The following is a 22,595-nucleotide window of genomic DNA, read 5'->3' on the forward strand; positions in this document are numbered from 1 at the left end:
GAAGGCCCTGATCCTATGAGGACTCGTCGCGGCAGATAAGGAGAAGAAGCCCGAATTGGCGCACGTCTCAACTTTATCACGCAGAGTGCGCACCTCGACGACCGAAGGAGGAGGTGCGGATTCGCAGTTTGCGAAGCTCAGTGGCGCGTGATCTCGCCATCTTCGTCGTCCAGTGACGCCGCCTCGGGAAGAACGATGGCTCCCGTCGCACCGAGGTCCACCGTTCCGTCCTGAACATCGTGCGCGTGGACGACGGGAATGTCGGTCGTCTCAATCGCGACCTTGCGGCGGTTGATGGCCATTTGCTCGGGCAGGCTGATGTCGAAAATTACCGCGAGGACACGCACGACGGCCGTGACGACGATGCAGAGAACAACGGCGATGACGATATCGAGCCCGAATGCATGGCTGATCGCGAGGGTGCTGCATCCGACGATGGCGGCGACGGCATAGAACGAGCTGACGTGCATCACGGCAACGGGGAGCCCGAGCGAAACATCTCGGGCCATTCCGCCGCCGACCGCTGCGCACATGCCGATGAAGATCGCGGGGAGGATCGGCACCCCGAACGCGAGCGCTTTAGACGTTCCGAACGCACCGAACATTCCAATGACGATTGCGTCGAGAAAAACGATGATGCGGTTGAGTTTGCCGAGAAGCCCTGAGATCCACATGCCGAGGAATGCGGCGCCGCCGGCCGCGACCAGATACCAGGGGCTCTGCAGCGTTGCCGGTGCCTGACCGAGCAGAAGGTCCCGAATGAACCCGCCGCCCATGCCGATCATGATGCCGATGATCGCAACGCCCAGCCAGTCGAGTCGCTGACGGCCGCGGAAACCCGAGGCGAACAGCGCGCCCTGGAGCCCGCCCAGAGCAACGCCAACAAGATCCGCCCACAGAGGAATCACCCACAGAGGTTCGGCCTGATCGATCATGCACCCAGCGTGCCAGGGGATAATCGGAAGATGCCGACCTATCGCGACGAGGCGGTCGTGCTGCGCACCCACAAACTGGGTGAGGCCGACCGAATCCTCACAATGCTTACGCGACAGCACGGCAAAGTCCGGAGCGTCGCGAAGGGCGTTCGTCGCACGTCGAGTAAGTTCGGCGCCCGACTCGAGCCGTTCATGGTCGTCGACGCTCAGATGTACATCGGCCGCAATCTGGACATCGTGCAACAGGTCGTCAGCCTGGGCTCGTACGGAGCGCACATCTCGGCAGACTATGACGCGTTCCTCGCCGCGAACGTCATGGCCGAAACTGCCGAGCGCCTCGTGGGAGAGGGTGATCCGCAGCCGCAGCAGTTCTTCCTCCTCGTCGGAGCGCTGCGCTCTCTCGCGCGCAGCGAGCACGCTCCTCGCGCCACCCGCGACTCGTATCTCTTGCGCGCCCTCGGGCTCTCAGGCTGGACAGTACAGGTGGCCGCCTGCGCGGGATGCGGCGAACTGGGGGCGCACGAGCGCTTTTCGGCGCAGGCAGGAGGCGCCCTCTGCGAGCGGTGCGCCCCTCAGGGCACACCTCGTCCCGGAGCCAGCGTTATCGGCCTCGTCGGTTCGCTCCTCGCCGGAGAGTGGGACGAGATCGATCCGATGCCCGAACAGGATCTTGGCCGTGCGTCAGCACTGGTGACGGCGTACGCCCAGCATCATCTCGAGCGCGCCGTGCGCTCTTTCGGTACGACAGGAGGCGCCCCATGAGCCCCAAGCCATACACCCACCCCGACGCAGAACCCTTCAAGCCTCTGGACTGGACGGGGCTCCAGCCTCCCGTGTTCGCGGGCCCCGTGCCCGGTCACGTGGCGATCGTGATGGACGGAAACGGGCGGTGGGCCAACCAGCAGGGCCGGCCGCGCACCGACGGGCACCGTGTGGGCGTTGAAGCCATGATCGATGTGATCGCCGGCGCCCTGCAGGCGGGTGTGAAGCATCTTTCGGTTTATGCGTTCTCGACGGAGAACTGGAAGCGCTCACCGTCCGAGGTGCGATTCCTCATGGGATTCAATCGCGAGGTTCTTCATCGGCACCGTGACCAGCTGAACGAATGGGGCGTCAAGGTCAGGTGGGCAGGCCGCCGCCCCAAGCTCTGGGCCTCCGTCATCAAAGACCTCGAGGTCGCAGAAGAGATGACGAAGACCAACACCACGATGACGCTGCAGATGTGCATCAACTATGGCGGGCGATGGGAGATCGTCGACGCGATGCGCGAAATGGCGGAAGAAGTGAGCGCCGGGCGGTTGCGGCCGTCGGCGATCAGCGAAAAGACGATCGCCAAGCACCTGTACGTCCCCCAGCTGCCAGACGTGGATCTGTTCATTCGCTCGGGCGGCGAACAGCGAACGAGCAACTTCATGCTGTGGGAGTCGGCCTACGCCGAAATGGTCTTCGATGACGCCCTGTGGCCCGAATTCACGCGAGAGAATCTGTGGCGGGCGATTCAGACGTACCACGCCCGTGACAGGCGCTACGGCGGCGCCATCGACGTGCCTCAGAGCTGAGGCAACGCCGTCAGGGCGCGCTTATCGCGGCAGGTGCGCCTCGATGATGTCGACAATCGCCGGGTCATCAGGCAGCGTCTTGGGGCGGAAACGCTTGACCTCGCCCGACGGGAGAACGAGGAACTTCTCGAAGTTCCACACCACGGGACCGCCGAGCCCCGCGCCGTCCTTCGCCTTCTTGAGGGCGCGGAACAGAGGCGCGGCTCCGCCGCCGTTCACACGCACCTTGTCATTGATCGGAAAGCTGACGCCCCAGGTCGTCGAGCAATAGTCGAGGATCTCCGACATCTCTCCCGGTTCCTGCCCCATGAACTGGTTGCAGGGAAAACCGACAACCCGAAATCCGCGATCGCCATACTTGCGTTGGAGGCGCTCGAGCTGTTCATACTGCGGCGTCAAACCGCATTTCGACGCGACGTTGACGACGAGGGTCACATCACTGCCGGTTTCGGCCAGGGTGCGCTCTTCTCCCTGCGCGTCCAGAAAGGGGATCGTTCGCGGGTCAACGACAGTGCTCATTCCCCCAGAGTATTGCGCTCGGCGATCGCTCGGGCGTGCGGTGGGAGAATGGGTGCGTGACGACCGTGACCGACTCTCCCCGTGACAGCGTGCAGCGCGCCGTGCCACCGCTGCGAATCGGCCCTATCGAGGTCGATGTTCCCGTCGTGCTCGCGCCCATGGCCGGCATCACAAACATGGCGTTTCGCCGGTTGTGTCGTGAGTACGGCGCCGGCCTCTACGTGACCGAGATGATCACAACCCGCGCGCTTGTGGAGCGCAACGTCGTCACCATGAAGCTCATTGAGCACCACCCGTCGGAGACGCCGCGGTCGATCCAGCTGTACGGAGTCGATCCCACGTACACGGCCGAGGCCGCTCGCATGATCGCCGCCGAGAATCTGGCTGATCACATCGATCTCAACTTCGGATGTCCCGTTCCCAAGGTCACGCGAAAGGGCGGCGGCTCTGCTCTGCCGTGGAAGCGGGATCTCTTCGGAGACATCGTGAAGGGTGCTGTTGACGCGGCGGGAGACATCCCTGTCACCGTGAAGATGCGGAAGGGAATCGACGACGATCACCTGACGTTCTTGGATGCCGGCCGCATCGCGGAAGATGCCGGAGTCGCTGCCGTTTCGCTGCACGCCCGCACGCTGCAGGATGCCTATTCCGGTACGGCCGACTGGGCCGCGATCGCCGCCTTGAAGCAGGCCGTCACATCGGTTCCTGTTCTGGGCAACGGTGATATCTGGGGGGCGGAGGACGCCATCCGGATGATGGGCGAGACCGGCGCCGACGGCGTCGTTGTCGGACGTGGTTGCCTGGGCAGGCCGTGGCTCTTCGGCGAACTTGCTCGCGCGTTCGGCGCGGATGCACCAACGGTTGACGCCACGCTGGCATTCGTCGCGAACGCGTTCCGGCGTCATGCCGAGCTTCTCGTCGACTTCTACGACGATGAGGACCGCGGAACCCGCGACATCCGCAAGCACGCGTCGTGGTACTTCAAGGGCTACCCCGTTGGTGGAGATCTGCGCGGAGAGTTCTCAAAGGTCACGTCGTTGCAGCACATCGATGATCTGATCGGACAGCTCGATCTCTCCGAGCCGTACCCTGGCGAAGCGGTCGAAGGTCCGCGCGGTCGCGCGGGCCGGGCCCGGCGCCCTGTTCTTCCGGAAGGCTGGCTTGCGTCCCGAACGCTCGACGCGCGTCAGACATCCGACCTCCAAGACGCCGAGCTCGATACTTCAGGCGGATAGGATTTCGCCGAGATGGCACACGACGGATATACGGAACACGACACCGAGAGGTTTGTCGAACAACGGCATCGCTCTTCCCGCCCGGATTTCGCAAGGGACCGGGCACGGGTGCTGCACTCGGCGGCGCTGCGCCGCCTTGCCGCCAAGACACAGGTGCTCAGCCCTGCGTCGGACGCAGACTTCGCCCGGAACCGCCTAACGCACTCCCTCGAGGTGGCGCAGGTCGGGCGGGAAATCGCTGGCGCGTTGGGCGTCAGCGAGGATGTTGTCGACGCAGCCTGCCTGAGCCACGATCTGGGGCATCCGCCGTTTGGCCACAATGGCGAGACGGCGCTGAACCGGTGGGCTGAAGACATCGGCGGGTTTGAAGGCAACGCCCAATCGTTGCGCATCCTCACGCGACTCGAGGCAAAGGTGATGCACAGCGACCGTTCGGTCGGCCTGAACCTCACACGGGCCACACTCGATGCCACCTGCAAATACCCGTGGACGGTGTCTGACCCCGTGCCAGATCCGGGGGGTCGGCTGAAGTTCGGCGTCTACCCGGAGGACGAGGAAATCTACCGCTGGATGCGAGCGGACGCACCGCCCCGGATCCGCTGCGTCGAAGCAGAGATCATGGACCTCTCCGACGACATCGCCTATTCCGTCCATGACTTCGAAGACGCTGTCGTCAACGGCTACGTTGATGTTGCCCGGCTCGCCGACCCTGTCGAACACCACCCGCTGGTGGGACGCGTTCAGGCGTGGGTGGGCTATGACTACAGCCGCGAAGAACTGGCAGACGCGCTCTATCGGCTCACCCGTCAGCCGATGTGGCTCGCTTCGTTCGATCGTTCCCGCCGGGACCTTGCACGGTTGAAGAACCTCACGAGCGATCTCATCGGGCGCTTCGCGAGTAGCGCCGTCGACGCGACGCGTGCTGCGTACCCCGCCCGGTCGATCACGCGCTACGGCGCCCAGGTGGTCGTCCCCCGCGACGTCGAGGTCGAGATCGCCGTCCTCAAGGGCATCATGGGGTCCTCAATCGTCGCGGCGGACAACAGGCGCAGCGTCTACGCGGAGCAACGTCGCGTGCTCACGCGTATCGCCGACGCGCTCTGGACTGCCGACACACTGTGGTCATCCGGTGCGGATCAGCTCGATCCGGCGTTCACCGCTGACTATCTCGCGGCAACGAGCGAAGCCGAGCGCAAACGCGTGATCGTCGATCAGGTCGCCAGCCTCACCGATCAGTCTGCCGTGGCATGGCATGCACGACTCGTCGGAGATATCGACCCAGCAGAAGTCGGTATTCGCCTGCGTTCCGCGCAGTCATCCGCACCAGCGGGAGTTCGCTGATGCCGCGAATTCGTCAATCCGACGTCGAAGCGGTCAAATCACAGGTGAACATCGCCGACATCATCGGCGAACGAGTTGCCCTGAAGTCAGCAGGAATCGGGTCGATGAAGGGGCTGTGCCCGTTCCACGACGAGAAGTCTCCGAGCTTCAACGTGCGCCCTGCGCAGGGTTTTTACCACTGCTTCGGCTGTGGCGAGTCAGGCGATGTATACACATTCCTGCGCGAAATGGACCACCTCACGTTCGCTGAGGCCGTTGAAAAGGTCGCACAACGCATTGGCTACCAGCTGACCTACGAAGAAGGCGGGGGGCCCGCCCCCGAAGCGAGCGGTCGTTCGCGTCTCTTCGCCGCGAACTCCGCGGCAGCTGAGTTCTTCCGTCGTCAGTTGCTCTCGCCTGAAGCCGAAACGGCACGGGCGTTCCTCGGTGGCAGAGGTTTCGACCCTGGCGCAGCCGCCCACTTCAGCGTGGGTTACGCACCAAAGGGCTGGGACCACCTGATGAACGCGCTGACAGCTCAGGGGTTCACCCGCGATGAACTGATCCTGGCCGGGTTGGTGTCCACGAACCAGCGTGGTGGGGTGTACGACCGGTTCCGGGGCCGGCTCGTGTGGCCGATTCGCGACGTCACCGGACAGACCATCGGATTCGGTGCGCGGAAGCTCTATGACGACGACAAAGGGCCCAAGTATCTCAATACCCCCGAGACACCGGTCTACAAGAAGAACCAGGTGCTGTACGGCCTCGACCTCGCGAAAAAGGACATCTCTCGCGGCGATCCCAAACGCGTCATCGTCGTCGAGGGCTACACCGATGTGATGGCCTGCCATCTGGCGGGGCTGACGACCGCCGTTGCCACGTGTGGAACCGCCTTCGGAACCGAGCACATCAAAATGCTCCGTCGCGTGATGGGTGATGACTCGGCGCAGGGTGAGGTGGTCTTCACATTTGACGGTGACGAAGCCGGCCAGAAAGCCGCCATCCGCGCATTCGCCGATGCGGATCGTTTCTCTGCCCAGACGTTCGTTGCAGTTGCGCCCGATGGCCTCGATCCGTGCGACTTGCGTCTCGAACGAGGTGACGGCGCCGTTCGCGGACTGCTCGACCACCGCGTGCCGATGTTCGAGTTCGTCATTGACCAGAAGCTCGCCGGCTTCCCGCTCACCAGCGTTGAAGGACGCGTCGGCGCTCTGCGCGCGGCAGCACCGATCGTTGCCGAAATCCGTGACCAACTTCTGCGCCCCGGCTACGAGCGTGTTCTCGCACAGCGTCTGGGCATGGACCCCACGGATGTTCGCCGGGAAGTTGAACGCGCATCCAAGGGCGGACAGCGCCGTGAAGAGACTTTCGTGCCGCCCGTGACGGAGGGGGCTGCTCCGCCCGCGGTGACGCTTGCCGCTCTGCCGCGGACAACCGACGTCGCTGTCGAACGTGATGCTCTCACCGGCGTGCTTCAGTACGGGCACAAGATTGATCCCGATCTGCTTCATCGTGCCCTGCTCACACCGTTCCGTGCGGGGCCGCTCGATGCGGTCCGCGCTGCGATTTCTGCCGTCGACCGCTCGAAACCCGGCTGGGGCCAGACAGCGATCGACTCACTCCCCGTTGTTCTTCGCCAGCTTGGCGGGGAGCTCTTGATGCGCGATTTTCCCGCCAGGGACGAGGAGCATGCCGCTCGATCGGCCAATGCTCTGTGTCGTCGCATCCTCATTCGGGCGATCGACGCGGAAAAACACGAGCTCATTGGCGCGGTGCAGCGGGTGCCGCCCGAGAGCGACGAGGGACGCGCCGTTCGTATCAGAATGCGTGATTTGGACCACGCGCGAACACGCCTCGCCGAGGAGTGACGAAGCAGGGGCGCACGTCTGGGGCAGGATGGGCGTATGCGGATCCCCGAGCTGACAGACTGGGCGCTCTCGATCGACGATCTGAGCGTACGGAGGGGCTACGGCGCCAATTCTGTGCGCGCGGTCGATGGTGTTTCCGCACAGTTGCCATTCGGCGCTGCGCTTGTCATCGCGGGATCGACGGGCTCAGGACGGACATCTCTTCTTGCGGCTCTCGCCGGTGTCCGAGACAAGCGCGCACGGATCATCGGGGGAGAGTCAACCGTGTGCGGGATCTCCGCGCGGCATCCGGGGCGCGCACGCTCCGTTCTGACATACCGCGTCGGGTATATGGCCCAGGATGCCGGGCCCAATTTTGACCCCGACCGCACGATTGGCGAGATCATTGCCGCTCCGATAGTGATGCGGGATCCGCGCACCATCGGCCGCGCGCTCGAGGTACGTGTGTCGAAGCTCCTGGACGAGGTTCGGCTACCTCTCGGCGTGATGGGGCGGTTCCCCCACGAGCTCAGCGCCGGCATGCGGCAGCGGGTCGCTCTCGCCCGCGCCCTGGTGCTCGACCCCCGTCTGCTCGTCGCGGACGAACCGCTCGCCGGTATCGACGTCGAGGTGCGCCACGTCGTGCGTGACGCCATTCTTCGTCGACGGGATGAATGGGGGATGGCAGCGCTGATCGCAACGAACGACGTTGCGTTCGCAGAAGAGATCGGCGCGCATCGTCTCGTGATGCGCGAGGGGTGCGTCACCGCATCCGCCGAGCCCGGCGCCGACCCGGTTGTCACTCCCGGCGAAGAAGACACTCGCGCTTTTCTCGTGCGCTAGGGCGCGTGCCTGATCGTTGACCGGAGTTGACGGCGTAGCCGCATGAGAAAACCCCCTCGCTGTGATGGGCGAGGGGGTTTATTTCTTGCTCCCCGGGTTGGACTCGAACCAACAACCTATCGGTTAACAGCCGATTGCTCTGCCATTGAGCTACCGAGGATCAGTGTTACATTCGGGTTCACCCGCGCAACTCCAATAGCTTAGCAAACACATCCCGTGGGCTCGAAACTCGGCGCGCTGCCCGGGAGTGTCGTCATCGTTCCGCGCCAGCGAGCGTTCCGACACCGCTCACAACGTCTGCGCCGAAGTCATCACTCGCCTCAAAAACGAGGCATTGGATCAGCCGGTCATCATCCTGCTCCCACGACTCCTGAGAGGGGGAGTAGTACATGTAAAACAACTCGGATTCCTCATAAGGTACGCCGACAAAGTCTCCGAACGCGTCATAACAGCCCAGGTCGGCGGCGTCCGCTATCGCATCGGTTCCGGGCCAAGAGTCGGCCATGTCTACCTCGAACTCGGCGTAGAGCTCGTAGTCATGAGGCTGCGCACAGTCGACGACCTCGACAGACGTGACCTCCGACGCATCTTCGGGCTGCATCAAACAGTCACCGACCGTGACGTCATACACCGATGTTCCCGACGAGCAGCCAGCCATTGCTCCGGCGAGCACAAAGACGGCAGACGTTGCCATAAAGGCGCGGGCGCGAGTTCTCATGCGCCCATCGTATGCGGGGAGGCGACTGACCAGTAGGGCGGGTCGGACTTGAACCGACGATCGTTGGATTATGAGTCCACTGCCTTAACCAGCTTGGCCACCGCCCCGTACCTATCCAGCTTATCGTCCGGACAGAGAATCGCCTGAATCGCCATCGGGCGACGGGGGCTGCGTCGTTCCGTCTCCCGGGCGCCTGCTCCCGCGAGAAAAGGGGAGCTCCTGGCTCTCGTGAACGATCTGCGGATGGTTCTTGGCCAGCAGGAATACGCCGATGGTCGCCGCCGTACCCGCGACCACCCAGATCACCAACGTCCACGCGGGAGCACGCGCTGCTTCATTCAACAGGGTCGCTCCGATAATGACGGCAACGATTGGATCGATCACGGTGAGTCCGGCGATAACGAGGTCGGGAGGGCCTGCCGAATATGCCGTTTGCACGAAATAGGCGCCAGCAGCTGCGGCGGCAACGAGCGCAACGGCACAGGCGATCGTGATCAGGCCGATGTCTCCCTGCTGGACGCGTTTGATGATGACCTTTGCGATCGTGGCGACGAATCCGTAAAGCACACCGGCGGCAACGATGTAGAACAAAGCGCCCGCCCGATTTCGCAGGAACAGCCAGGTCGCGCCAACGACGATCATCACGATCAGGAGGATCGCGAGCAGCGTGAGCAATTGCTCGTCCCCGACCGGCTTCTCAACCGCGAAGAGCGCCGCGAAGAACACGAACAGGAAGATCCCGCCCAGGCTCAGCGCGATTGCCGAGAGGGATGCTCGTGTGGGCATATGACCCGACATCTGAGCGTTCAACAAGGTCGTGATAACGAGGGAGACGGCTCCGATAGGCTGCACGACGATCAGCGGAGCGATCGCGAGCGCCGAGAGTTGACACACGATCGCCGACCCCAGCAACAGCGTTCCCAAAATCCACGACGGGCGCCGCAGCATCATCCCGAGGTGAGCCGCGCTGAGTCCCTTTCGTCCGGATGCCCCCGAGAGGCGCTCAACCTTGCGCACGCCCTGACTCTGAAACTGCGTTCCGAGGGACAGAAACACCGCTCCGGCGATGGCGAGGGGAATACCGAGCAAGAGGCCAGGGTTATCGAGAAACCCCACGTCGATATCTGAGACGACCTCCGCGACGAGCGCAGGAAACGTCTGCAGAGATGCGAATTCTGACGACACGCGATCGACACTACTGGCAGGACATGGGGTTTTTCAGTAGGGGTTTCCAGAACGATTGCGGACGGGCTCGATACCCTGAACTCATGGCTATTCTCCCGATACGCATCTGGGGCGATCCCGTCCTCCATGCGCCCGCAGAACCCGTCGAAGAAATCACAGACGACGTTCGCGAACTCGTCGCCAACATGTACGACACGATGGACGCCGCTCCAGGCGTCGGGCTCGCCGCTCCCCAGGTCGGCGTCGGTCTGCGTATCTTCACGTACACATACGAAGACGATGAGGGAAACCCCTGGCGGGGAGAGATCATCAACCCCGAGCTCTGGATGACTCCCCTCGAACCGGGGGATCCGGATGAGGATTTCGAATCCGAAGGGTGCCTCTCTTTTCCCGGTGAATCATTCCCCTTGCGGCGTTCCGACCGCGTCCGCGTCACCGGAATGAACCTCGAGGGCGAGCCCGTTTTGATCGATGTCGATGGCTGGCGCGCGCGGATCATGCAGCATGAGTTTGATCACCTCGACGGCACGATCTACATCGATCGCGTCTCGGATGGAGACTGGAAGACGGCTCAAAAGATCTCGAAGAAGCGCGGATGGGGTAAGCCGGGGGCAAGTTGGCTTCCCGGCACAGACGACCTCGAGGCCTGAACGGGCGAACGTCCCGCGATGACGGTGTTGTTATCGCGGGACGCGTGGGTAACAATGGCTGAAGAACTGAAAAAGTAGACGCCAGATTTCTCGGGGGCAGGTACGGAGGGGAAGCCGCACCTGACGAAACGGAGAGATCATGGCGACATCGCTGGCGCGCGGAGTGGTATTCATCCACTCGGCCCCGAAAGCGCTGTGCCCCCACTTGGAGTGGGCGGTCGGGCGCTCGATTCGTCGCGCCGTAAACTTCTCCTGGCAAGACCAGCCGGCTCTGGCTGGAGCACGGCGCGCTGAGTTTGCGTGGAGCGGACTTGCGGGTGACGGTGCCGCGATCGCCTCGGCCATCCGTGGCTGGGAGCACCTGCGGTTCGAGGTGACCGAGAACCCAACGCCGGAGAGCCTCGGCGGGCGTTGGATGCACACACCCGAGTTGGGGATCCATCACGCACAAATTGATGCCGCCGGGAGTATCGTGGTGTCTGAGGAACGCGTGCGGGATGCGATGCGCCACGCAGATCCCGGAGAGATGCGACGCGAGCTGGATGTTGCGCTCGGAACGGCGTGGGACGACGAGCTTGAGGTATTCCGCACAGCGGGGGACCACGCACCCCATCGAATTTCCTGGCTCAGCCGCGTTGGATAGCGCGGCTCCATAGGCCCAGCGGGCTCTCAGAGAGTACTCGGGGAGCCCGCTGAATACTGCCCACGCCCCGCCAATTCATGATTTCTGGCACAATTCTGCCCCGGTCCGGGGCCGAACTGTGCCAGAAATCATGAAAAAGGACACGCGCACTGCGCGCTGGGCGGGGTGCTCAGTCGTCGTAGGACGCGAAGGCGATGACAGCGTTGTGTCCGCCGAAGCCGAACGAGTTGCTGATCGCGAGCTGCGGGCCGTCGCCCAGCGGCTGAGGCTCGCCCGAGAGCTTGAACGGCACCTCGGGATCCTGCTCCGTGAGGTTGATCGTCGGGGGAGCGACACGGTCGCGCAGCGCGAGGATCGTGTACACGGCCTCGATCGCTCCTGTACCGCCCAGGAGGTGGCCCGTCGATGCCTTTGTCGCGGAGACCGGGATTTCGTCGATGCGGTCGTCGAAGACCTTCTTCAACGCCACGTACTCGTTCGGGTCGCCAACGGGGGTAGACGTCGCGTGTGCGTTGATGTGCGTGACGTCATCAGGCGAAGCTCCAGCAACGGCGAGCGCCCGTTCAACGGCGCGCGCTGCTCCCGCACCCTCGGGATCGTTGCCCGTAATGTGGTAGGAATCAGCCGTCACGCCACCGCCAACGAGGTACGCGTAGATGTGCGCTCCACGCGCTTTCGCGTGCTCTTCCGTTTCGAGCACAAGCACAGCGGCGCCCTCACCCATGACGAAACCATCGCGATCGATGCTGCCGGGGCGCGATGCGTGTTCCGGGTCGTCGTTGCGACGCGACAGGGCCTGAGCCGATGCGAACGAGGCGATTGTGATCGGGTGGATCGCCGATTCTGCGCCGCCGGCGATGACGACGTCTGCGAGCCCCTGCTGCAGGTGCTCATAGGCGTTCAAGATGGACTCCGTGCTGGACGCACAGGCGCTCACTGCGGTGCTGGCGAAAGCGCGGGCGCCGAACTGCAGGGACAGATTTCCTGCCGCGGCGTTGGGCATGAGCATCGGGACGGTGAGCGGCATCACGCGCCGAGGGCCCTTTTCGCGGAGCGCGTCCCAGGCATCCAGAAGGGTCCAAACACCGCCGATACCGGTAGCGAAGTCTACGCCGAGGCGTTCAGGAGCGACATCGGGCTCCCCGGCGTCTGCCCATGCTTCACGCGCGGCGATCAGCGCGAACTGCGTGGAGGGATCGAGGCGCTTGGCTTCGTGACGGGGGAGGACCTCCGAGGGGCGCACACTCGCCTCAGCGGCAAAGGTGACGGGGAGGTTGTACTTCTCGACCCAGTCGTATTCGAGGCTGCGAGCTCCGGAGACGCCGTCCAGGAGGTTCTTCCAGTTGTCCGGCGCCGTGCCGCCGAGAGCTGAGGTCGCACCGATTCCGGTCACGACAATGCGCTTGGTCATGCGTGGTTTCCTTGCTCCGAGATGGTGTGAGAGATCGGTGGGCGCCGCACGAAGGCTCTCCGTGCGGCGCCCGCGCGATTTACTCCTGGTTCGACGAGATGTAGTCGACAGCGTCCTTCACGGCCTTGAGGTTCTTGACCTCGTCGTCCGGAATGGTGACGCCGAACTTCTCCTCCGCGTTGACGACGATCGTCATCATGGAGATCGAGTCGATGTCGAGGTCGTCCGTGAACGACTTCTCGAGTGCGACCTCGCTCGCGTCGATTCCGGTCTCGTCGGTGATGAGCTCGGCCAGGCCAGCGAGGACCTCTTCGTTGGTGAATGCCATGGGATTGCTCCTTGGTTGTAACTGTTTCGGGATAGAGAAGGTCGGAAACCGCCTCTCAGTCTAGGCGGCGTCCGGATCAAATCACGGCAGGCGGACGACCTGCGCGGCATAGACGAGTCCCGCACCGAAGCCGATCTGCAAAAGCAGCCCCCCGGAGAGCTCGGGATTCTCGTCAAGAAGGCGGTGAACGGCGAGCGGAATTGAACCGGCGGACGTGTTGCCGGTTGTCTCGACATCACGGCCCACCTTCACGTGGTCAGGGAGGGCGAGCTGCTTCGTGAACTCGTCGATGATACGGCCGTTCGCCTGGTGAGGGACGAATGCTGCGAGATCATCTGCTGTGATGCCGGCGCCCTCAAGCGCCTTCTTCGCCACCTTGACCATGTCGAAAACCGCCCAGCGGAAGACGCTGGGGCCTTCCTGGCGGAGTGTTGGCCACGCGGTTTCGCCATCGCGGAACTGCGTCAGCGTTGCGTTCATGCCCACAAGGCCGGCCTTCGATCCGTCGGATCCCCACTGGGTTGCCGAGATGCCGGGGGTGTCGCTGGGGCCGATCACGGCGGCGCCGGCACCGTCGGCCAGGAGGAACGAGATGGAACGATCGGTGGGGTCGATCAGGTCGCTGAGCTTCTCGGCGCCGATCACGACGGAGTACTTGGCTGCCCCCGCGCGGATGAGTGCGTCAGCCTGAGCAACGGCGTAGCAGTATCCGGCGCACGCGGCGTTGAGGTCGTACGCTGCTGCTGGTGTGGCGCCAATGGCGTCTGCGACGACCGCGGCGATCGACGGCGATTGCTGCATGTTGCTGATCGTCGCGCAGAGGACGACGCCAATCTCTGACGGATCGATTCCCGCCTTTGACACGGCTTCCTTCGCCGCGGCGATGGCCAAATCAGCGGCCGAGGTCTCCGCGTTAGCGCGACGACGTGTGACCATGCCCGTGCGCTGGCGGATCCACTCGTCGCTCGAGTTGATGGGTCCAACGATGTCGTCGTTGGGGACGGCGTTTTCGCCGCGCGCGGCGCCCATCGCGAGAATGCGCGTGTGGGCGTGCGTTGGTGCTTGTGTGAGGACGGCGGTCATGTCTTCTTCCTGCTGCCGGAGGCGTTACGGGGTCGTCGTCGCGGAGTGGAGCCCGCGGAGAAGGTCGCGGGCTGCGGCCAGGTCGGTGGGGGAGGTGAGGGCGACGGCGGGCGTTCCGCGCAGACCACGCTTGGCCAGGCCCACCAGTGCACCGGCGGGGGTGAACTCGACGAGCCCCGTGATGCCGGAGTCCTGGAACGAGGCCATGCAGAGGTCCCAGCGCACCGGGTGGCGGACCTGGTGGACGATGAGCTCGAGGGCGCGGGCACCCGAGGTCACCTGTGTGCCGTCGCTGTTGGTCCACAGGGGCAGAGCAGGGTCCGTGACGTCGCCGATGTCGTCAACGGCCGCCTGGAGTGCGTCGGTAGCCGGAGCCATGTAGCTGGTGTGGAAGGCTCCCGCCACCTGCAACGGAATAACGCGAGCGCCACGCGGCGCGTTATCGATCAGAGTCTGAAGAGCGTCCTTCTCGCCGGCTGCGACGATCTGACCGCCGCCGTTGAAGTTGGCCGGTTCGAGGCCAGCGGCAGAGATGGCCTCGCTGACCTGCTCTTCTTTGCCACCAACGATCGCGCACATGCCGGTTTCTTTCAGGGCCGCGGCATCGGCCATTGCGCGGCCACGTGCGCCGACGAGGCGCATCCCGTCGATGTCCGTGATCACACCGGCAGCGACGAGCGCGGCGATTTCACCAACGGAGTGGCCAGCGACTCCCGCGAAGGAAGCGCGCTCCTCGGACGTCAGCTGCTGCCAGGCCAACAGGCTCGCGGCGACGATCAGCGGCTGAGCCACCTTCGTGTCGCGAATGGCGTCAGCGTCCCACTCGGTTCCTGCGGCGACGAGGTCTACGCCGGCCGCGTCGGAGTATGCGCTGAGCAGTTCAGGAGCGCCGTCGAGTTCGAGCCACGACGTGAGGAAGCCGGGTTTCTGGGAGCCCTGGCCGGGGAAGGCAGCAATGATCACGTTTTCCATTCTTCCCGCGCACAGCCCGGGGAAGCTGGCACCACTCTCACAACAATCAGAAAATCCCTTGTTTGATCTGACCAAGTTTTGGTGGTCACCGGCGCTCAGATCGGCGCGCCGATGATCGTTTGCGCACGACATCGGAGGAACCGATCGACCCGAGAATCAGTGCGGTCTGCAGAATATGCGCCTCTCGCGGACCGGTGGCATCCCAGCCGATGACATCGCTGACGCGCTTCAAGCGGTAGCGCACGGTGTTCGGGTGGACGAAAAGTTCTCGCGCCGTTGCCTCGAGTGACCGCCCGTTGTCGAGGTAGCTCCACAGCGTTGTCACGAGGTCGGTGGAGTGGCCTTCGAGGGGGCGATAGATCCGCTCGATCAGCGTCTGCTTCGCCAGAACATCGCCGGCAAGGGCGCGCTCAGGCAGCAGATCGTCTGCCTCGACGGGTCGCGGCGCGTGCCGCCAGGATGCCGCGACCGCGAACCCTGCGAGGGCTGCTCGTGCGCTCCTGCTCGCGTCGACAAGGGCCGTCATCGTGGGCCCCAGGACGAGATGACCGGGCCCGAAGTAGTTTTCCAGCTCGGTGGCGATCTCGATGAAGGGCATGCATTCGCTGCTCGGCGTTGGCTCTTGTCCCGGAACCTCGGCGCGGCCGAGCACCAAAACCAGACGAGAACCCTGAACACCAATCAGCACGTCGACGCCGAGCTTACGAGCGCGTCGCCTGACCAGATCGACGTCGAAGCTCGATGGCGTTGTTCCGACCAAAACGCTGACCTCGCCATGACCGTGCCATCCGAGGGCGGCGATTCGGCTGGGGAGCTCGTCGTCTGCTTCGCCCGTGAGGATCGTGTCGACAACGAGTGCTTCGAGCCGTGCATCCCACAGGCCGCGAGACTCTGCTGCGCGTGCGTACACATCCGCTGCCGTGAAGGCGACTTCGCGCGAGTACAGAAGAATCGCTTCGCGCAGGTGTTCCCCCCGATCGGCAACCTTTTCCTCGGTCACTTCCACACTGACGCGCACAAGCTGAAGCGTTTGCTGCAGGCTAATGCTGCGCAGCAGTTCGCGCGGGGCGGCCGCGAAGATGTCGGCGGCGATCGTCGGGGTCTCGTTGGGGTTTTCGTACCACTCGATAAACGAGGTGATCCCCGTTTGAGCGACAAGCCCGACTGCCGAGCGCCGTGCGGGCGGCATCTCGGAGTACCAGGGGAGAGAGTCTTCGAGACGGCGAAGCGTTGCCGTCGAAATATCACCCGAGATTCGACGCAACCACGCGAGAGTGGTCTGTTTGTCCAGGGGAGCTGCGGTGCTGTCGGTCATCGTTGTCCTTCGTGCCACGCGATCTGATGTGCGAGGGGCAGCTTGGCATCAGAGAACGCGCGGGGCCCCGGAAGGGAGCCCCGCGCGTGAGGGTGTCTCAGGCGTCGCCGCCCGCGTTTCCGGACGTACCGGCGTTGACGTCGTGCAGACGGTACTTCTCGATGGCCTGGGCGACGAGACTGCGCTCGACCTTGCCCTGGTCAGCGAGCATCTGCAGCGCCTTGACGACCATCGAGGGGCCATCGACCTTGAAGAAACGACGTGCTGCCGCGCGCGTGTCGCTGAAGCCGAAGCCATCGGCGCCAAGCGTGCCGTAGGGACCGGGGATCCAGTTGCGAATCTGGTCCTGGACGGCGTGCATGTAGTCGCTAGTCGCGACGAAGGGCTGGCCTTCGGCGTGCTTCAGCTTCTCGGTGATGTACGCCGTGCGCGGCTCTTCGGTGGGGTTCAGGAAGTTGTGCTCGTCGGCCGCGAGGCCGTCCTGACGCAGTTCGTTCCAGCTGGTGACCGACCAGACATCGGCGACAACGCCCCAGTCTTCCTTGAGCAGCTCCTGTGCCTCCATCGCCCACGGCACGCCGACACCGGAAGCGAGCAGCTGCACGCGGTGCCCGTCGCCCGAGCCTTCGGAAACGCGGTGAAGGCCCTTGACGATGCCCTCGACATCGACATTCTCCGGCTCGGCCGGCTGACGCATTGGCTCGTTGTAGATCGTCAGGTAGTACATGACGTCGGGGTCGGGGTGGTTGCCGCCGTACATCCGCTCAATACCCGACTGAACGATGTGCGAAATCTCGTACCCGAATGCGGGGTCGTAGATGATCGTCGCGGGGTTCGTCGAGGCCAGGAGCGGCGAGTGGCCGTCCATGTGCTGGGTTCCCTCACCCGTCAGGGTGGTTCGCCCGGCGGTGGCGCCGATGATGAAGCCCTTACCCATCTGGTCGCCGGCGGCCCAGAAAGCGTCGCCCGTGCGCTGGTACCCGAACATCGAGTAGAAGATGTAGACAGGGATGAGCGTTTCGCCGTGCGTCGAGTATGACGTGGACGTTGCGGTGAACGCTGCAACAGCGCCCGCCTCATTGATACCGACGTGCAGGATCTGTCCCTGCGGGCTCTCCTTGTAGGCGAGCAGCAGGTCGCGGTCAACCGAGGTGTAGTTCTGACCGTTGGGGTTGTAGATCTTGGCGGACGGGAAGTACGAGTCCATGCCGAAGGTGCGCGCCTCGTCGGGGATGATCGGCACGATGCGGTTGCCGAAGCCCTTGACGCGCATCAGGTCCTTGAGCAGTCGAACGAACGCCATTGTCGTGGCGATCTCCTGGCTGCCCGAGCCCTTCTTGGGGAGCGCGTAGTCCTTGTCCTTCGGGAGCTCCATCGGCACGTTCGTGACACGGCGCTCAGGGAGGAAACCACCGAGATCACGGCGACGCTCCAGCATGTACTGGATCGTCTCGTCCTTTTCGCCCGGGTGGAAGTACGGCGGACGGTACGGGTCTTCTTCCAGCTGCTTGTCCGTGATCGGAATGTGCATTGTGTCGCGGAACATCTTGAGGTCCTCGAGCGACATCTTCTTCATCTGGTGGGTCGCGTTGCGGCCCTCGAAGTGCGGACCGAGGCCGTAACCCTTGATGGTGTGCGCGAGAATGACCGTCGGCTGGCCTTTGTGCTCCATCGCCGCCTTGAACGACGCGTACACCTTGCGGTAGTCGTGACCACCGCGCTGCAGGCCCCAGATCTCATCGTCTGAGTAGTTCTCAACGAGCTTTAGCGCGCGGGGATCCCGACCGAAGAAGTTCTCGCGAACGTAGGCGCCATCTTCCGTCTTGTAGGTCTGGAAGTCGCCGTCGGGCGTGGTGTTCATGAGGTTGAGCAGCGCGCCATCGGTGTCGCGGGCGAGAAGGTCGTCCCAGCCACGGCCCCAGATGAGCTTGATGACGTTCCAGCCCGCACCGCGGAAGTAGCTCTCGAGCTCCTGGATGATCTTGCCGTTGCCGCGAACCGGACCGTCGAGACGCTGCAGGTTGCAGTTGATCACGAACGTGAGGTTGTCGAGGCCTTCGTTTGCTGCGACCTGCAGCTGACCCCGCGACTCGACCTCGTCCATTTCACCGTCGCCGAGGAACGCCCAGACGTGCGAGTCGCCGACCGGCTTAATGCCGCGCGCTTCAAGATAACGATTCGACATCGCCTGGTAGATCGCGTTGATCGGGCCGAGACCCATCGACACGGTCGGGAACTGCCAAAACTCCGGCAGCATGCGCGGGTGCGGGTAGGACGGGATGCCATTTGGCGACGCCGACTTCTCCTGGCGGAACCCGTCGAGCTGCTGCTCCGTGATGCGACCTTCGAGGAATGCGCGAGCGTACATACCGGGGGAGGCATGTCCCTGGTAGAAGATCTGGTCGCCACCGACCTTGTGGTCAAGGCCGCGGAAGAAGTGGTTGTGACCGACCTCGTAAAGCGACGCTGCCGACGCGTACGTCGAAATATGACCACCGACGCCAACGCCGGGACGCTGAGCACGGTGCACCGTGACAGCCGCATTCCAGCGGATCCAGTGGCGGTAACGGCGCTCGAGCTCCTCGTCTCCGGGGAACGCGGGCTCATCCTCCGCCGAGATGGTGTTGACATAGTCCGTTGTGGGAACCATGGGAACACCGAGTCGACGCTCCTTCGAGCGCGAGAGAAGGCTAAGCATCACCTCGCGACCGCGCTGCGAGCCCTTGGCATCAACGAGCTGGTCGAGCGACTCCTGCCATTCGGCGGTCTCTTCGGGGTCGCTGTCCTGCGCACCCTGCGAGTACGGATCCTGATCGTGAACTGCCACCAGGTGACCTTTCGTCGTGCGGGCAGATCATGCCCAAAGAATGGTTCGTGGCGCGCGCTGTTGCCCCGTTTGTGATCGGGATCGCCGCACGCGTATGGACCCACACTACCGACTGTCCACGGTGCGGCGCTGATTATTGCCGTCGGCTGGACATCAGCCCGGAACTCTACGCGCAGTCATGCGTAGACTAAACGAACACGGGTCTCTAGCTCAGCTGGTAGAGCAACTGGTTTACACCCAGTAGGTCGTCGGTTCGATCCCGGCGGGACCCACGTGAAAGCCGCTCCTTCCGACCAGCGCCTGCTCCTCGACATTGTCGACCTTGACGCCCGCATCGAACGCGCCGAGGCGGCTCGTCGCAATCCACCGCAGGCCGCGCGGGTGAAGGAACTGATCGCTCGTCGCAATGAGCTCGGCCGTGATCTTGTCTCGCGCAGCAACGCACGGGACGACCTGAAGCTGTCGCTGGCGCGCGTGGAGAGCGATATTGACGTCGCTCGTAAGCGCACGGACCGCGATCGCGATCGTCTTGGCCGCACGGCCATCGCTCGCGACGCGCAGGCGTTGGAAAGCGAGATCGCCTCACTCGCCGTGCGCATCGACGCTCTGGAGACACAGCAGCTCGACCTCATGGAGCAGCTGGAAACGGCAGAGGCCGCGGTTGCCGAGCAGCAGGCGATTCTTGACGCCGTCACGGCCGAGGGGCAGCAGCTGAGCATTGAGGCAAAAGACGCCATCCAGAAGGCGTCAGAAGAGATCACGGCCCTCACACGCGATCGCGCAGCTGTCGCAGAGCGCATTCCCGACGATCTGCTGGCCGAGTACACGCGGATCGCCGCTCGTCAGGTCGGTGCGGGGCTGTTCCAGCACGGAACGTGTGGCGGATGCCACATCGCGTTGTCCCCGACGGGACTGTCCGCTTTGCAGGCGACGCCCCTGTCCGATGTCGCGCATTGCGAAGACTGCGGCTGCATCATCATCCGCACCGAGGAATCGGGGCTGTGAGCGACACGCAGCTCGTCGTCGAGGCGGACGGCGGCTCGCGCGGGAATCCCGGCGTCGCAGCAGGTGGCGCTGTTGTCATCGACCCTCGTTCGGGTGGCGTTGTCTCGGAAATCGGGGCGTACGTCGGCATCGCAACGAACAACGTCGCGGAGTACACGGGCATGATCGCCGGAATGCGCGCGGCGCTCGAGCTCGGCGCCACGCGCATTCACGTGCGTATGGACTCGAAGTTGGTCGTGGAGCAGATGACGGGCCGCTGGAAGATCAAGCACGCCGATATGAAGGCCTTGGCCGCCAAGGCAAAGGACCTCGTTGCGTCCACCCCCGTCACATACGAGTGGATCCCGCGGGCAGAGAACGCGCGCGCAGACGCGATGGCGAATGAGTCGATGGACTCTCGTGAGAGCTTTCGCCGCGACCGCGGAGCGCCGGTTGCACACACCCCAGAGGCGATCTCGGACGACACGCTGTTCTGACTACCAGCTTGCACGCCGTAGGCTGAAGAGGTGAACGGGTCGGCTGGACGATCGCGTCGTGTGAAACATCGCGCCGAGGAACGTCCGGGCTCCGCAGGGCATGGTGGTGGGTAACGCCCACCCGGAGTGATCCGCGAGAAAGTGCAACAGAAAGTAGACCGCCGGCTCCGGCCGGTAAGGGTGAAACGGTGGTGTAAGAGACCACCAGGGGCTGTGGTGACACGGCTCGCTGGGTAAACCTCACCAGGAGCAAGACCAACAGGGAATGTTGACGCGGCCCGCCGAGTTCCCGGGTAGGTTGCTAGAGCGGCGCGGCAACGTGTCGCCGAGAGAGATGATCGTCGACGGAGGCTCGCCCCTCCTGAACAGAACCCGGCGTACAGGCCGACCCGTTCACACACAACGGAGAAGGACCCCCACCGAAACGGTGGGGGTCCTTCTCCGTGTGATCAGTGTGCGGAACGAACTAGCGAGGCTGCTCCGATGATGCCCGCGTTGTTCTGGTGATGAGCGACCACGATGGGCGCGCGCGTTTCGATCATGGGGAGGAATTTCTCGGGGTTCTTGGACACGCCACCGCCGACGATGATGAGGTCGGGGGAGAAGAGGAACTCGATGTGTGCGTACACCTTCTGCAGGCGTGCGGCCCACTTGGACCACGAAATGTCAGCGCGCTCCCGGGCCGATGCCGACGCCCACTTCTCGATGCTGTCACCCTTCCAGATGAGGTGACCGAGCTCCGAGTTAGGCACAAGCTTGCCGTCGAAGAGGAACGCCGAACCGATGCCTGTTCCCAGCGTCGTCATGATCGTCAGGCCCTGCTGGTCCTTGGCGGCTCCGTACTCGAGCTCAGCAAGCCCCGCGGCGTCTGCGTCGTTGACGAAGTGAATTTCGCGGCCGAGCGCGTCGCTGAAGAGCTTGTCGGCCTCGAGGTTGATCCACGCATCCGACACGTTCGCCGCCGACAGCGTCACGCCGTTCTTGACGATCGTCGGGAAGCACACACCAACCGGCAGCGTTCCCGCGTCGTCGCCGAGGAGCTCGACGAGCTGCTTCGCCGTGTCGAGAACGTCTGGGGGTGTCGCGCCAACCGGGGTAGGAATGCGAACACGCTCACTCACGAGATTTCCCGTGACGAGGTCCACAATTCCGGCTTTCATGCCAGTTCCACCGATATCAATGCCGATTGCGCGCTCGGGTGCCTGCGTCATGAAGTTCAGCCTACGGCATCACGGGGCCCGGCCGTGTACGCGCTTACATACAACGGGGCCGGGTATTCCGTGTAGGGAATACCCGGCCCCGTTGCGAAGACGACGTCAGGCGCGCTTGCGCTTGCGGTCGTCCTTCGTCGGGTCATTGCCCTCGCCGCGGCGCTGGCGGATGAACTCGAGTCGCTCTGCGAGGAGCTCCTCAAGCTCAGGAATGGAACGGCGCTCCAGCAGCATGTCCCAGTGGGTACGTGCTGCCTTCTCGTTCGATCGGTCGACCTCTGCAGAGCCCTGTGGGGTCTGGAGGATCGCCTCAGCGCCGCATGTGCGGCATTCCCACACTGCGGGAGCCTCAGCATCGGCCGCGAACATGAGCTGTGTTTCACGGCCGCATTTGCCGCAGACATAGGTGTGCTCCTGGCGCTCCATGAACACGACGCCCTCTTCGCTCTGAAGGCTTTGGGCGCCGAGACGGATGCCGCGGAGGCTGCGATCTGCCATGTTCGTGTCCTCTCG

The 22,595-nt window shown here is 63.9% G+C and carries 22 protein-coding genes, 3 tRNA genes and 1 other RNA gene; 12 read left to right on the forward strand and 14 right to left on the reverse strand.

The window, feature by feature from the left end:
- Positions 1–137: 137 nt before the first annotated feature.
- Positions 138–935 (reverse strand): trimeric intracellular cation channel family protein, encoded by a 798-nt coding sequence (locus G6N81_RS01830; RefSeq protein ID WP_165132309.1) that lies wholly within the window; start codon positions 933–935, stop codon positions 138–140.
- Positions 936–965: 30 nt separating this feature from the next.
- Here G6N81_RS01830 and recO point away from each other — a divergent pair, with 30 nt between their 5' ends.
- A complete protein-coding gene (gene recO, locus G6N81_RS01835) occupies positions 966–1,697 on the forward strand; it encodes a DNA repair protein RecO (protein WP_165132312.1) in 732 nt (243 codons plus the stop codon).
- The gene (locus G6N81_RS01840) at positions 1,694–2,494 is read left to right on the forward strand and encodes an isoprenyl transferase (protein WP_165132315.1); all 801 of its coding nucleotides are present in this window, start codon (positions 1,694–1,696) and stop codon (positions 2,492–2,494) included. The genes recO and G6N81_RS01840 overlap by 4 nt, the downstream gene beginning before the upstream one ends.
- Before the next feature lie 21 nt (positions 2,495–2,515).
- Here G6N81_RS01840 and G6N81_RS01845 read toward each other — a convergent pair whose 3' ends face one another.
- Positions 2,516–3,013 carry a glutathione peroxidase gene (locus G6N81_RS01845; protein WP_165132318.1) on the reverse strand — a complete coding sequence of 166 codons (498 nt, stop codon included), beginning with the start codon at positions 3,011–3,013 and terminating at the stop codon, positions 2,516–2,518.
- Between the two features lie 56 nt (positions 3,014–3,069).
- Here G6N81_RS01845 and dusB point away from each other — a divergent pair, with 56 nt between their 5' ends.
- Genes dusB through G6N81_RS01865 form a run of 4 tightly spaced genes read left to right on the forward strand, consistent with a single transcriptional unit; the run spans position 3,070 to position 8,258 of the window.
- Entirely contained in the window at positions 3,070–4,248 is a 1,179-nt protein-coding gene (gene dusB / locus G6N81_RS01850; protein WP_241245024.1) for a tRNA dihydrouridine synthase DusB, read from the forward strand.
- Positions 4,249–4,260: 12 nt separating this feature from the next.
- The gene (locus tag G6N81_RS01855) at positions 4,261–5,589 is read left to right on the forward strand and encodes a deoxyguanosinetriphosphate triphosphohydrolase (RefSeq protein WP_165132321.1); all 1,329 of its coding nucleotides are present in this window, start codon (positions 4,261–4,263) and stop codon (positions 5,587–5,589) included.
- A complete protein-coding gene (gene dnaG / locus G6N81_RS01860) occupies positions 5,589–7,436 on the forward strand; it encodes a DNA primase (RefSeq protein ID WP_165132324.1) in 1,848 nt (615 codons plus the stop codon). The genes G6N81_RS01855 and dnaG overlap by 1 nt, the downstream gene beginning before the upstream one ends.
- Positions 7,437–7,472: 36 nt before the next feature.
- Entirely contained in the window at positions 7,473–8,258 is a 786-nt protein-coding gene (locus tag G6N81_RS01865; protein WP_165132327.1) for an ATP-binding cassette domain-containing protein, read from the forward strand.
- A gap of 88 nt (positions 8,259–8,346) precedes the next feature.
- Here G6N81_RS01865 and G6N81_RS01870 read toward each other — a convergent pair.
- The 4 genes from G6N81_RS01870 to G6N81_RS01885 all read right to left on the reverse strand — a co-directional run bounded on the left by G6N81_RS01870 (position 8,347) and on the right by G6N81_RS01885 (position 10,161).
- Positions 8,347–8,418 (reverse strand) — tRNA-Asn (locus G6N81_RS01870).
- Positions 8,419–8,511: 93 nt separating this feature from the next.
- Positions 8,512–8,976 carry a septum formation family protein gene (locus G6N81_RS01875; RefSeq protein ID WP_165132330.1) on the reverse strand — a complete coding sequence of 155 codons (465 nt, stop codon included), beginning with the start codon at positions 8,974–8,976 and terminating at the stop codon, positions 8,512–8,514.
- Between the two features lie 33 nt (positions 8,977–9,009).
- A tRNA-Ile gene (locus tag G6N81_RS01880) sits at positions 9,010–9,083 on the reverse strand.
- A gap of 13 nt (positions 9,084–9,096) precedes the next feature.
- The gene (locus G6N81_RS01885; RefSeq protein ID WP_378731077.1) at positions 9,097–10,161 is read right to left on the reverse strand and encodes a DMT family transporter; all 1,065 of its coding nucleotides are present in this window, start codon (positions 10,159–10,161) and stop codon (positions 9,097–9,099) included.
- An 83-nt stretch (positions 10,162–10,244) separates the two neighbouring features.
- Between G6N81_RS01885 and def the strand changes: the two genes are divergently transcribed.
- Together def and G6N81_RS01895 are read left to right on the forward strand one after the other, a co-directional pair.
- Positions 10,245–10,811, forward strand: a complete 567-nt coding sequence (def, locus tag G6N81_RS01890; protein ID WP_165132333.1) for a peptide deformylase — start codon at positions 10,245–10,247, stop codon at positions 10,809–10,811.
- A 139-nt stretch (positions 10,812–10,950) separates the two neighbouring features.
- On the forward strand, positions 10,951–11,454 hold the full coding sequence (locus tag G6N81_RS01895; RefSeq protein WP_165132336.1) for a DUF3145 domain-containing protein: 504 nt from the start codon (positions 10,951–10,953) through the stop codon (positions 11,452–11,454).
- Between the two features lie 169 nt (positions 11,455–11,623).
- Here the strand turns inward: G6N81_RS01895 and G6N81_RS01900 are convergent, their stop codons facing one another.
- The 6 genes from G6N81_RS01900 to aceE all read right to left on the reverse strand — a co-directional run bounded on the left by G6N81_RS01900 (position 11,624) and on the right by aceE (position 19,390).
- A complete protein-coding gene (locus tag G6N81_RS01900; RefSeq protein WP_165132339.1) occupies positions 11,624–12,865 on the reverse strand; it encodes a beta-ketoacyl-[acyl-carrier-protein] synthase family protein in 1,242 nt (413 codons plus the stop codon).
- Positions 12,866–12,944: 79 nt separating this feature from the next.
- A complete protein-coding gene (locus G6N81_RS01905; protein ID WP_165132342.1) occupies positions 12,945–13,193 on the reverse strand; it encodes an acyl carrier protein in 249 nt (82 codons plus the stop codon).
- Positions 13,194–13,274: 81 nt separating this feature from the next.
- Positions 13,275–14,276 (reverse strand): beta-ketoacyl-ACP synthase III, encoded by a 1,002-nt coding sequence (locus G6N81_RS01910; RefSeq protein ID WP_165132345.1) that lies wholly within the window; start codon positions 14,274–14,276, stop codon positions 13,275–13,277.
- Between the two features lie 24 nt (positions 14,277–14,300).
- Positions 14,301–15,239: an ACP S-malonyltransferase gene (locus G6N81_RS01915; RefSeq protein ID WP_165132348.1), complete on the reverse strand. Its 939-nt coding sequence runs from the start codon at positions 15,237–15,239 to the stop codon at positions 14,301–14,303.
- A 94-nt stretch (positions 15,240–15,333) separates the two neighbouring features.
- Positions 15,334–16,563, reverse strand: coding sequence for a PucR family transcriptional regulator (locus G6N81_RS01920; protein ID WP_165132351.1), 1,230 nt, complete (start codon positions 16,561–16,563; stop codon positions 15,334–15,336).
- A gap of 97 nt (positions 16,564–16,660) precedes the next feature.
- A complete protein-coding gene (gene aceE, locus G6N81_RS01925) occupies positions 16,661–19,390 on the reverse strand; it encodes a pyruvate dehydrogenase (acetyl-transferring), homodimeric type (RefSeq protein WP_165132354.1) in 2,730 nt (909 codons plus the stop codon).
- Between the two features lie 199 nt (positions 19,391–19,589).
- On the opposite strand from aceE, the gene G6N81_RS01930 reads away from it, so the two are divergent.
- The 4 genes from G6N81_RS01930 (at position 19,590) to rnpB (ending at position 21,267) form a co-directional block, all read left to right on the forward strand.
- Positions 19,590–19,662 (forward strand) — tRNA-Val (locus G6N81_RS01930).
- A gap of 1 nt (position 19,663) precedes the next feature.
- The gene (locus tag G6N81_RS01935) at positions 19,664–20,395 is read left to right on the forward strand and encodes a zinc ribbon domain-containing protein (RefSeq protein WP_165132357.1); all 732 of its coding nucleotides are present in this window, start codon (positions 19,664–19,666) and stop codon (positions 20,393–20,395) included.
- A complete protein-coding gene (locus G6N81_RS01940) occupies positions 20,392–20,871 on the forward strand; it encodes a reverse transcriptase-like protein (protein ID WP_206527954.1) in 480 nt (159 codons plus the stop codon). Before G6N81_RS01935 ends, G6N81_RS01940 begins: the two co-directional genes overlap by 4 nt.
- Before the next feature lie 35 nt (positions 20,872–20,906).
- An RNA gene (rnpB, locus tag G6N81_RS01945) (RNase P RNA component class A) lies at positions 20,907–21,267 on the forward strand.
- 53 nt (positions 21,268–21,320) lie between these two features.
- Here the strand turns inward: rnpB and ppgK are convergent.
- Positions 21,321–22,082, reverse strand: coding sequence for a polyphosphate--glucose phosphotransferase (gene ppgK / locus G6N81_RS01950; RefSeq protein WP_165132363.1), 762 nt, complete (start codon positions 22,080–22,082; stop codon positions 21,321–21,323).
- 105 nt (positions 22,083–22,187) lie between these two features.
- A complete protein-coding gene (locus G6N81_RS01955) occupies positions 22,188–22,580 on the reverse strand; it encodes an RNA polymerase-binding protein RbpA (protein ID WP_165132366.1) in 393 nt (130 codons plus the stop codon).
- Positions 22,581–22,595 lie beyond the last annotated feature (15 nt).

Source organism: Microbacterium amylolyticum (assembly GCF_011046975.1).
GTDB lineage: Bacteria > Actinomycetota > Actinomycetes > Actinomycetales > Microbacteriaceae > Microbacterium > Microbacterium amylolyticum.

Excerpts from the sequence above, each read along its gene's own strand:
- G6N81_RS01840 (WP_165132315.1), top strand. The coding sequence starts at position 1,694 with ATGAGCCCCAAGCCATACACCCACCCCGACGCAGAACCCTTCAAGCCT.
- G6N81_RS01910 (WP_165132345.1), bottom strand. The coding sequence starts at position 14,276 with ATGACCGCCGTCCTCACACAAGCACCAACGCACGCCCACACGCGCATT.
- G6N81_RS01855 (WP_165132321.1), top strand. The coding sequence starts at position 4,261 with ATGGCACACGACGGATATACGGAACACGACACCGAGAGGTTTGTCGAA.
- G6N81_RS01830 (WP_165132309.1), bottom strand. The coding sequence starts at position 935 with ATGATCGATCAGGCCGAACCTCTGTGGGTGATTCCTCTGTGGGCGGAT.
- G6N81_RS01895 (WP_165132336.1), top strand. The coding sequence starts at position 10,951 with ATGGCGACATCGCTGGCGCGCGGAGTGGTATTCATCCACTCGGCCCCG.
- G6N81_RS01845 (WP_165132318.1), bottom strand. The coding sequence starts at position 3,013 with ATGAGCACTGTCGTTGACCCGCGAACGATCCCCTTTCTGGACGCGCAG.
- recO (WP_165132312.1), top strand. The coding sequence starts at position 966 with ATGCCGACCTATCGCGACGAGGCGGTCGTGCTGCGCACCCACAAACTG.
- G6N81_RS01920 (WP_165132351.1), bottom strand. The coding sequence starts at position 16,563 with ATGACCGACAGCACCGCAGCTCCCCTGGACAAACAGACCACTCTCGCG.
- dnaG (WP_165132324.1), top strand. The coding sequence starts at position 5,589 with ATGCCGCGAATTCGTCAATCCGACGTCGAAGCGGTCAAATCACAGGTG.
- G6N81_RS01865 (WP_165132327.1), top strand. The coding sequence starts at position 7,473 with ATGCGGATCCCCGAGCTGACAGACTGGGCGCTCTCGATCGACGATCTG.
- G6N81_RS01955 (WP_165132366.1), bottom strand. The coding sequence starts at position 22,580 with ATGGCAGATCGCAGCCTCCGCGGCATCCGTCTCGGCGCCCAAAGCCTT.
- G6N81_RS01875 (WP_165132330.1), bottom strand. The coding sequence starts at position 8,976 with ATGAGAACTCGCGCCCGCGCCTTTATGGCAACGTCTGCCGTCTTTGTG.
- G6N81_RS01900 (WP_165132339.1), bottom strand. The coding sequence starts at position 12,865 with ATGACCAAGCGCATTGTCGTGACCGGAATCGGTGCGACCTCAGCTCTC.
- G6N81_RS01905 (WP_165132342.1), bottom strand. The coding sequence starts at position 13,193 with ATGGCATTCACCAACGAAGAGGTCCTCGCTGGCCTGGCCGAGCTCATC.
- def (WP_165132333.1), top strand. The coding sequence starts at position 10,245 with ATGGCTATTCTCCCGATACGCATCTGGGGCGATCCCGTCCTCCATGCG.
- ppgK (WP_165132363.1), bottom strand. The coding sequence starts at position 22,082 with ATGACGCAGGCACCCGAGCGCGCAATCGGCATTGATATCGGTGGAACT.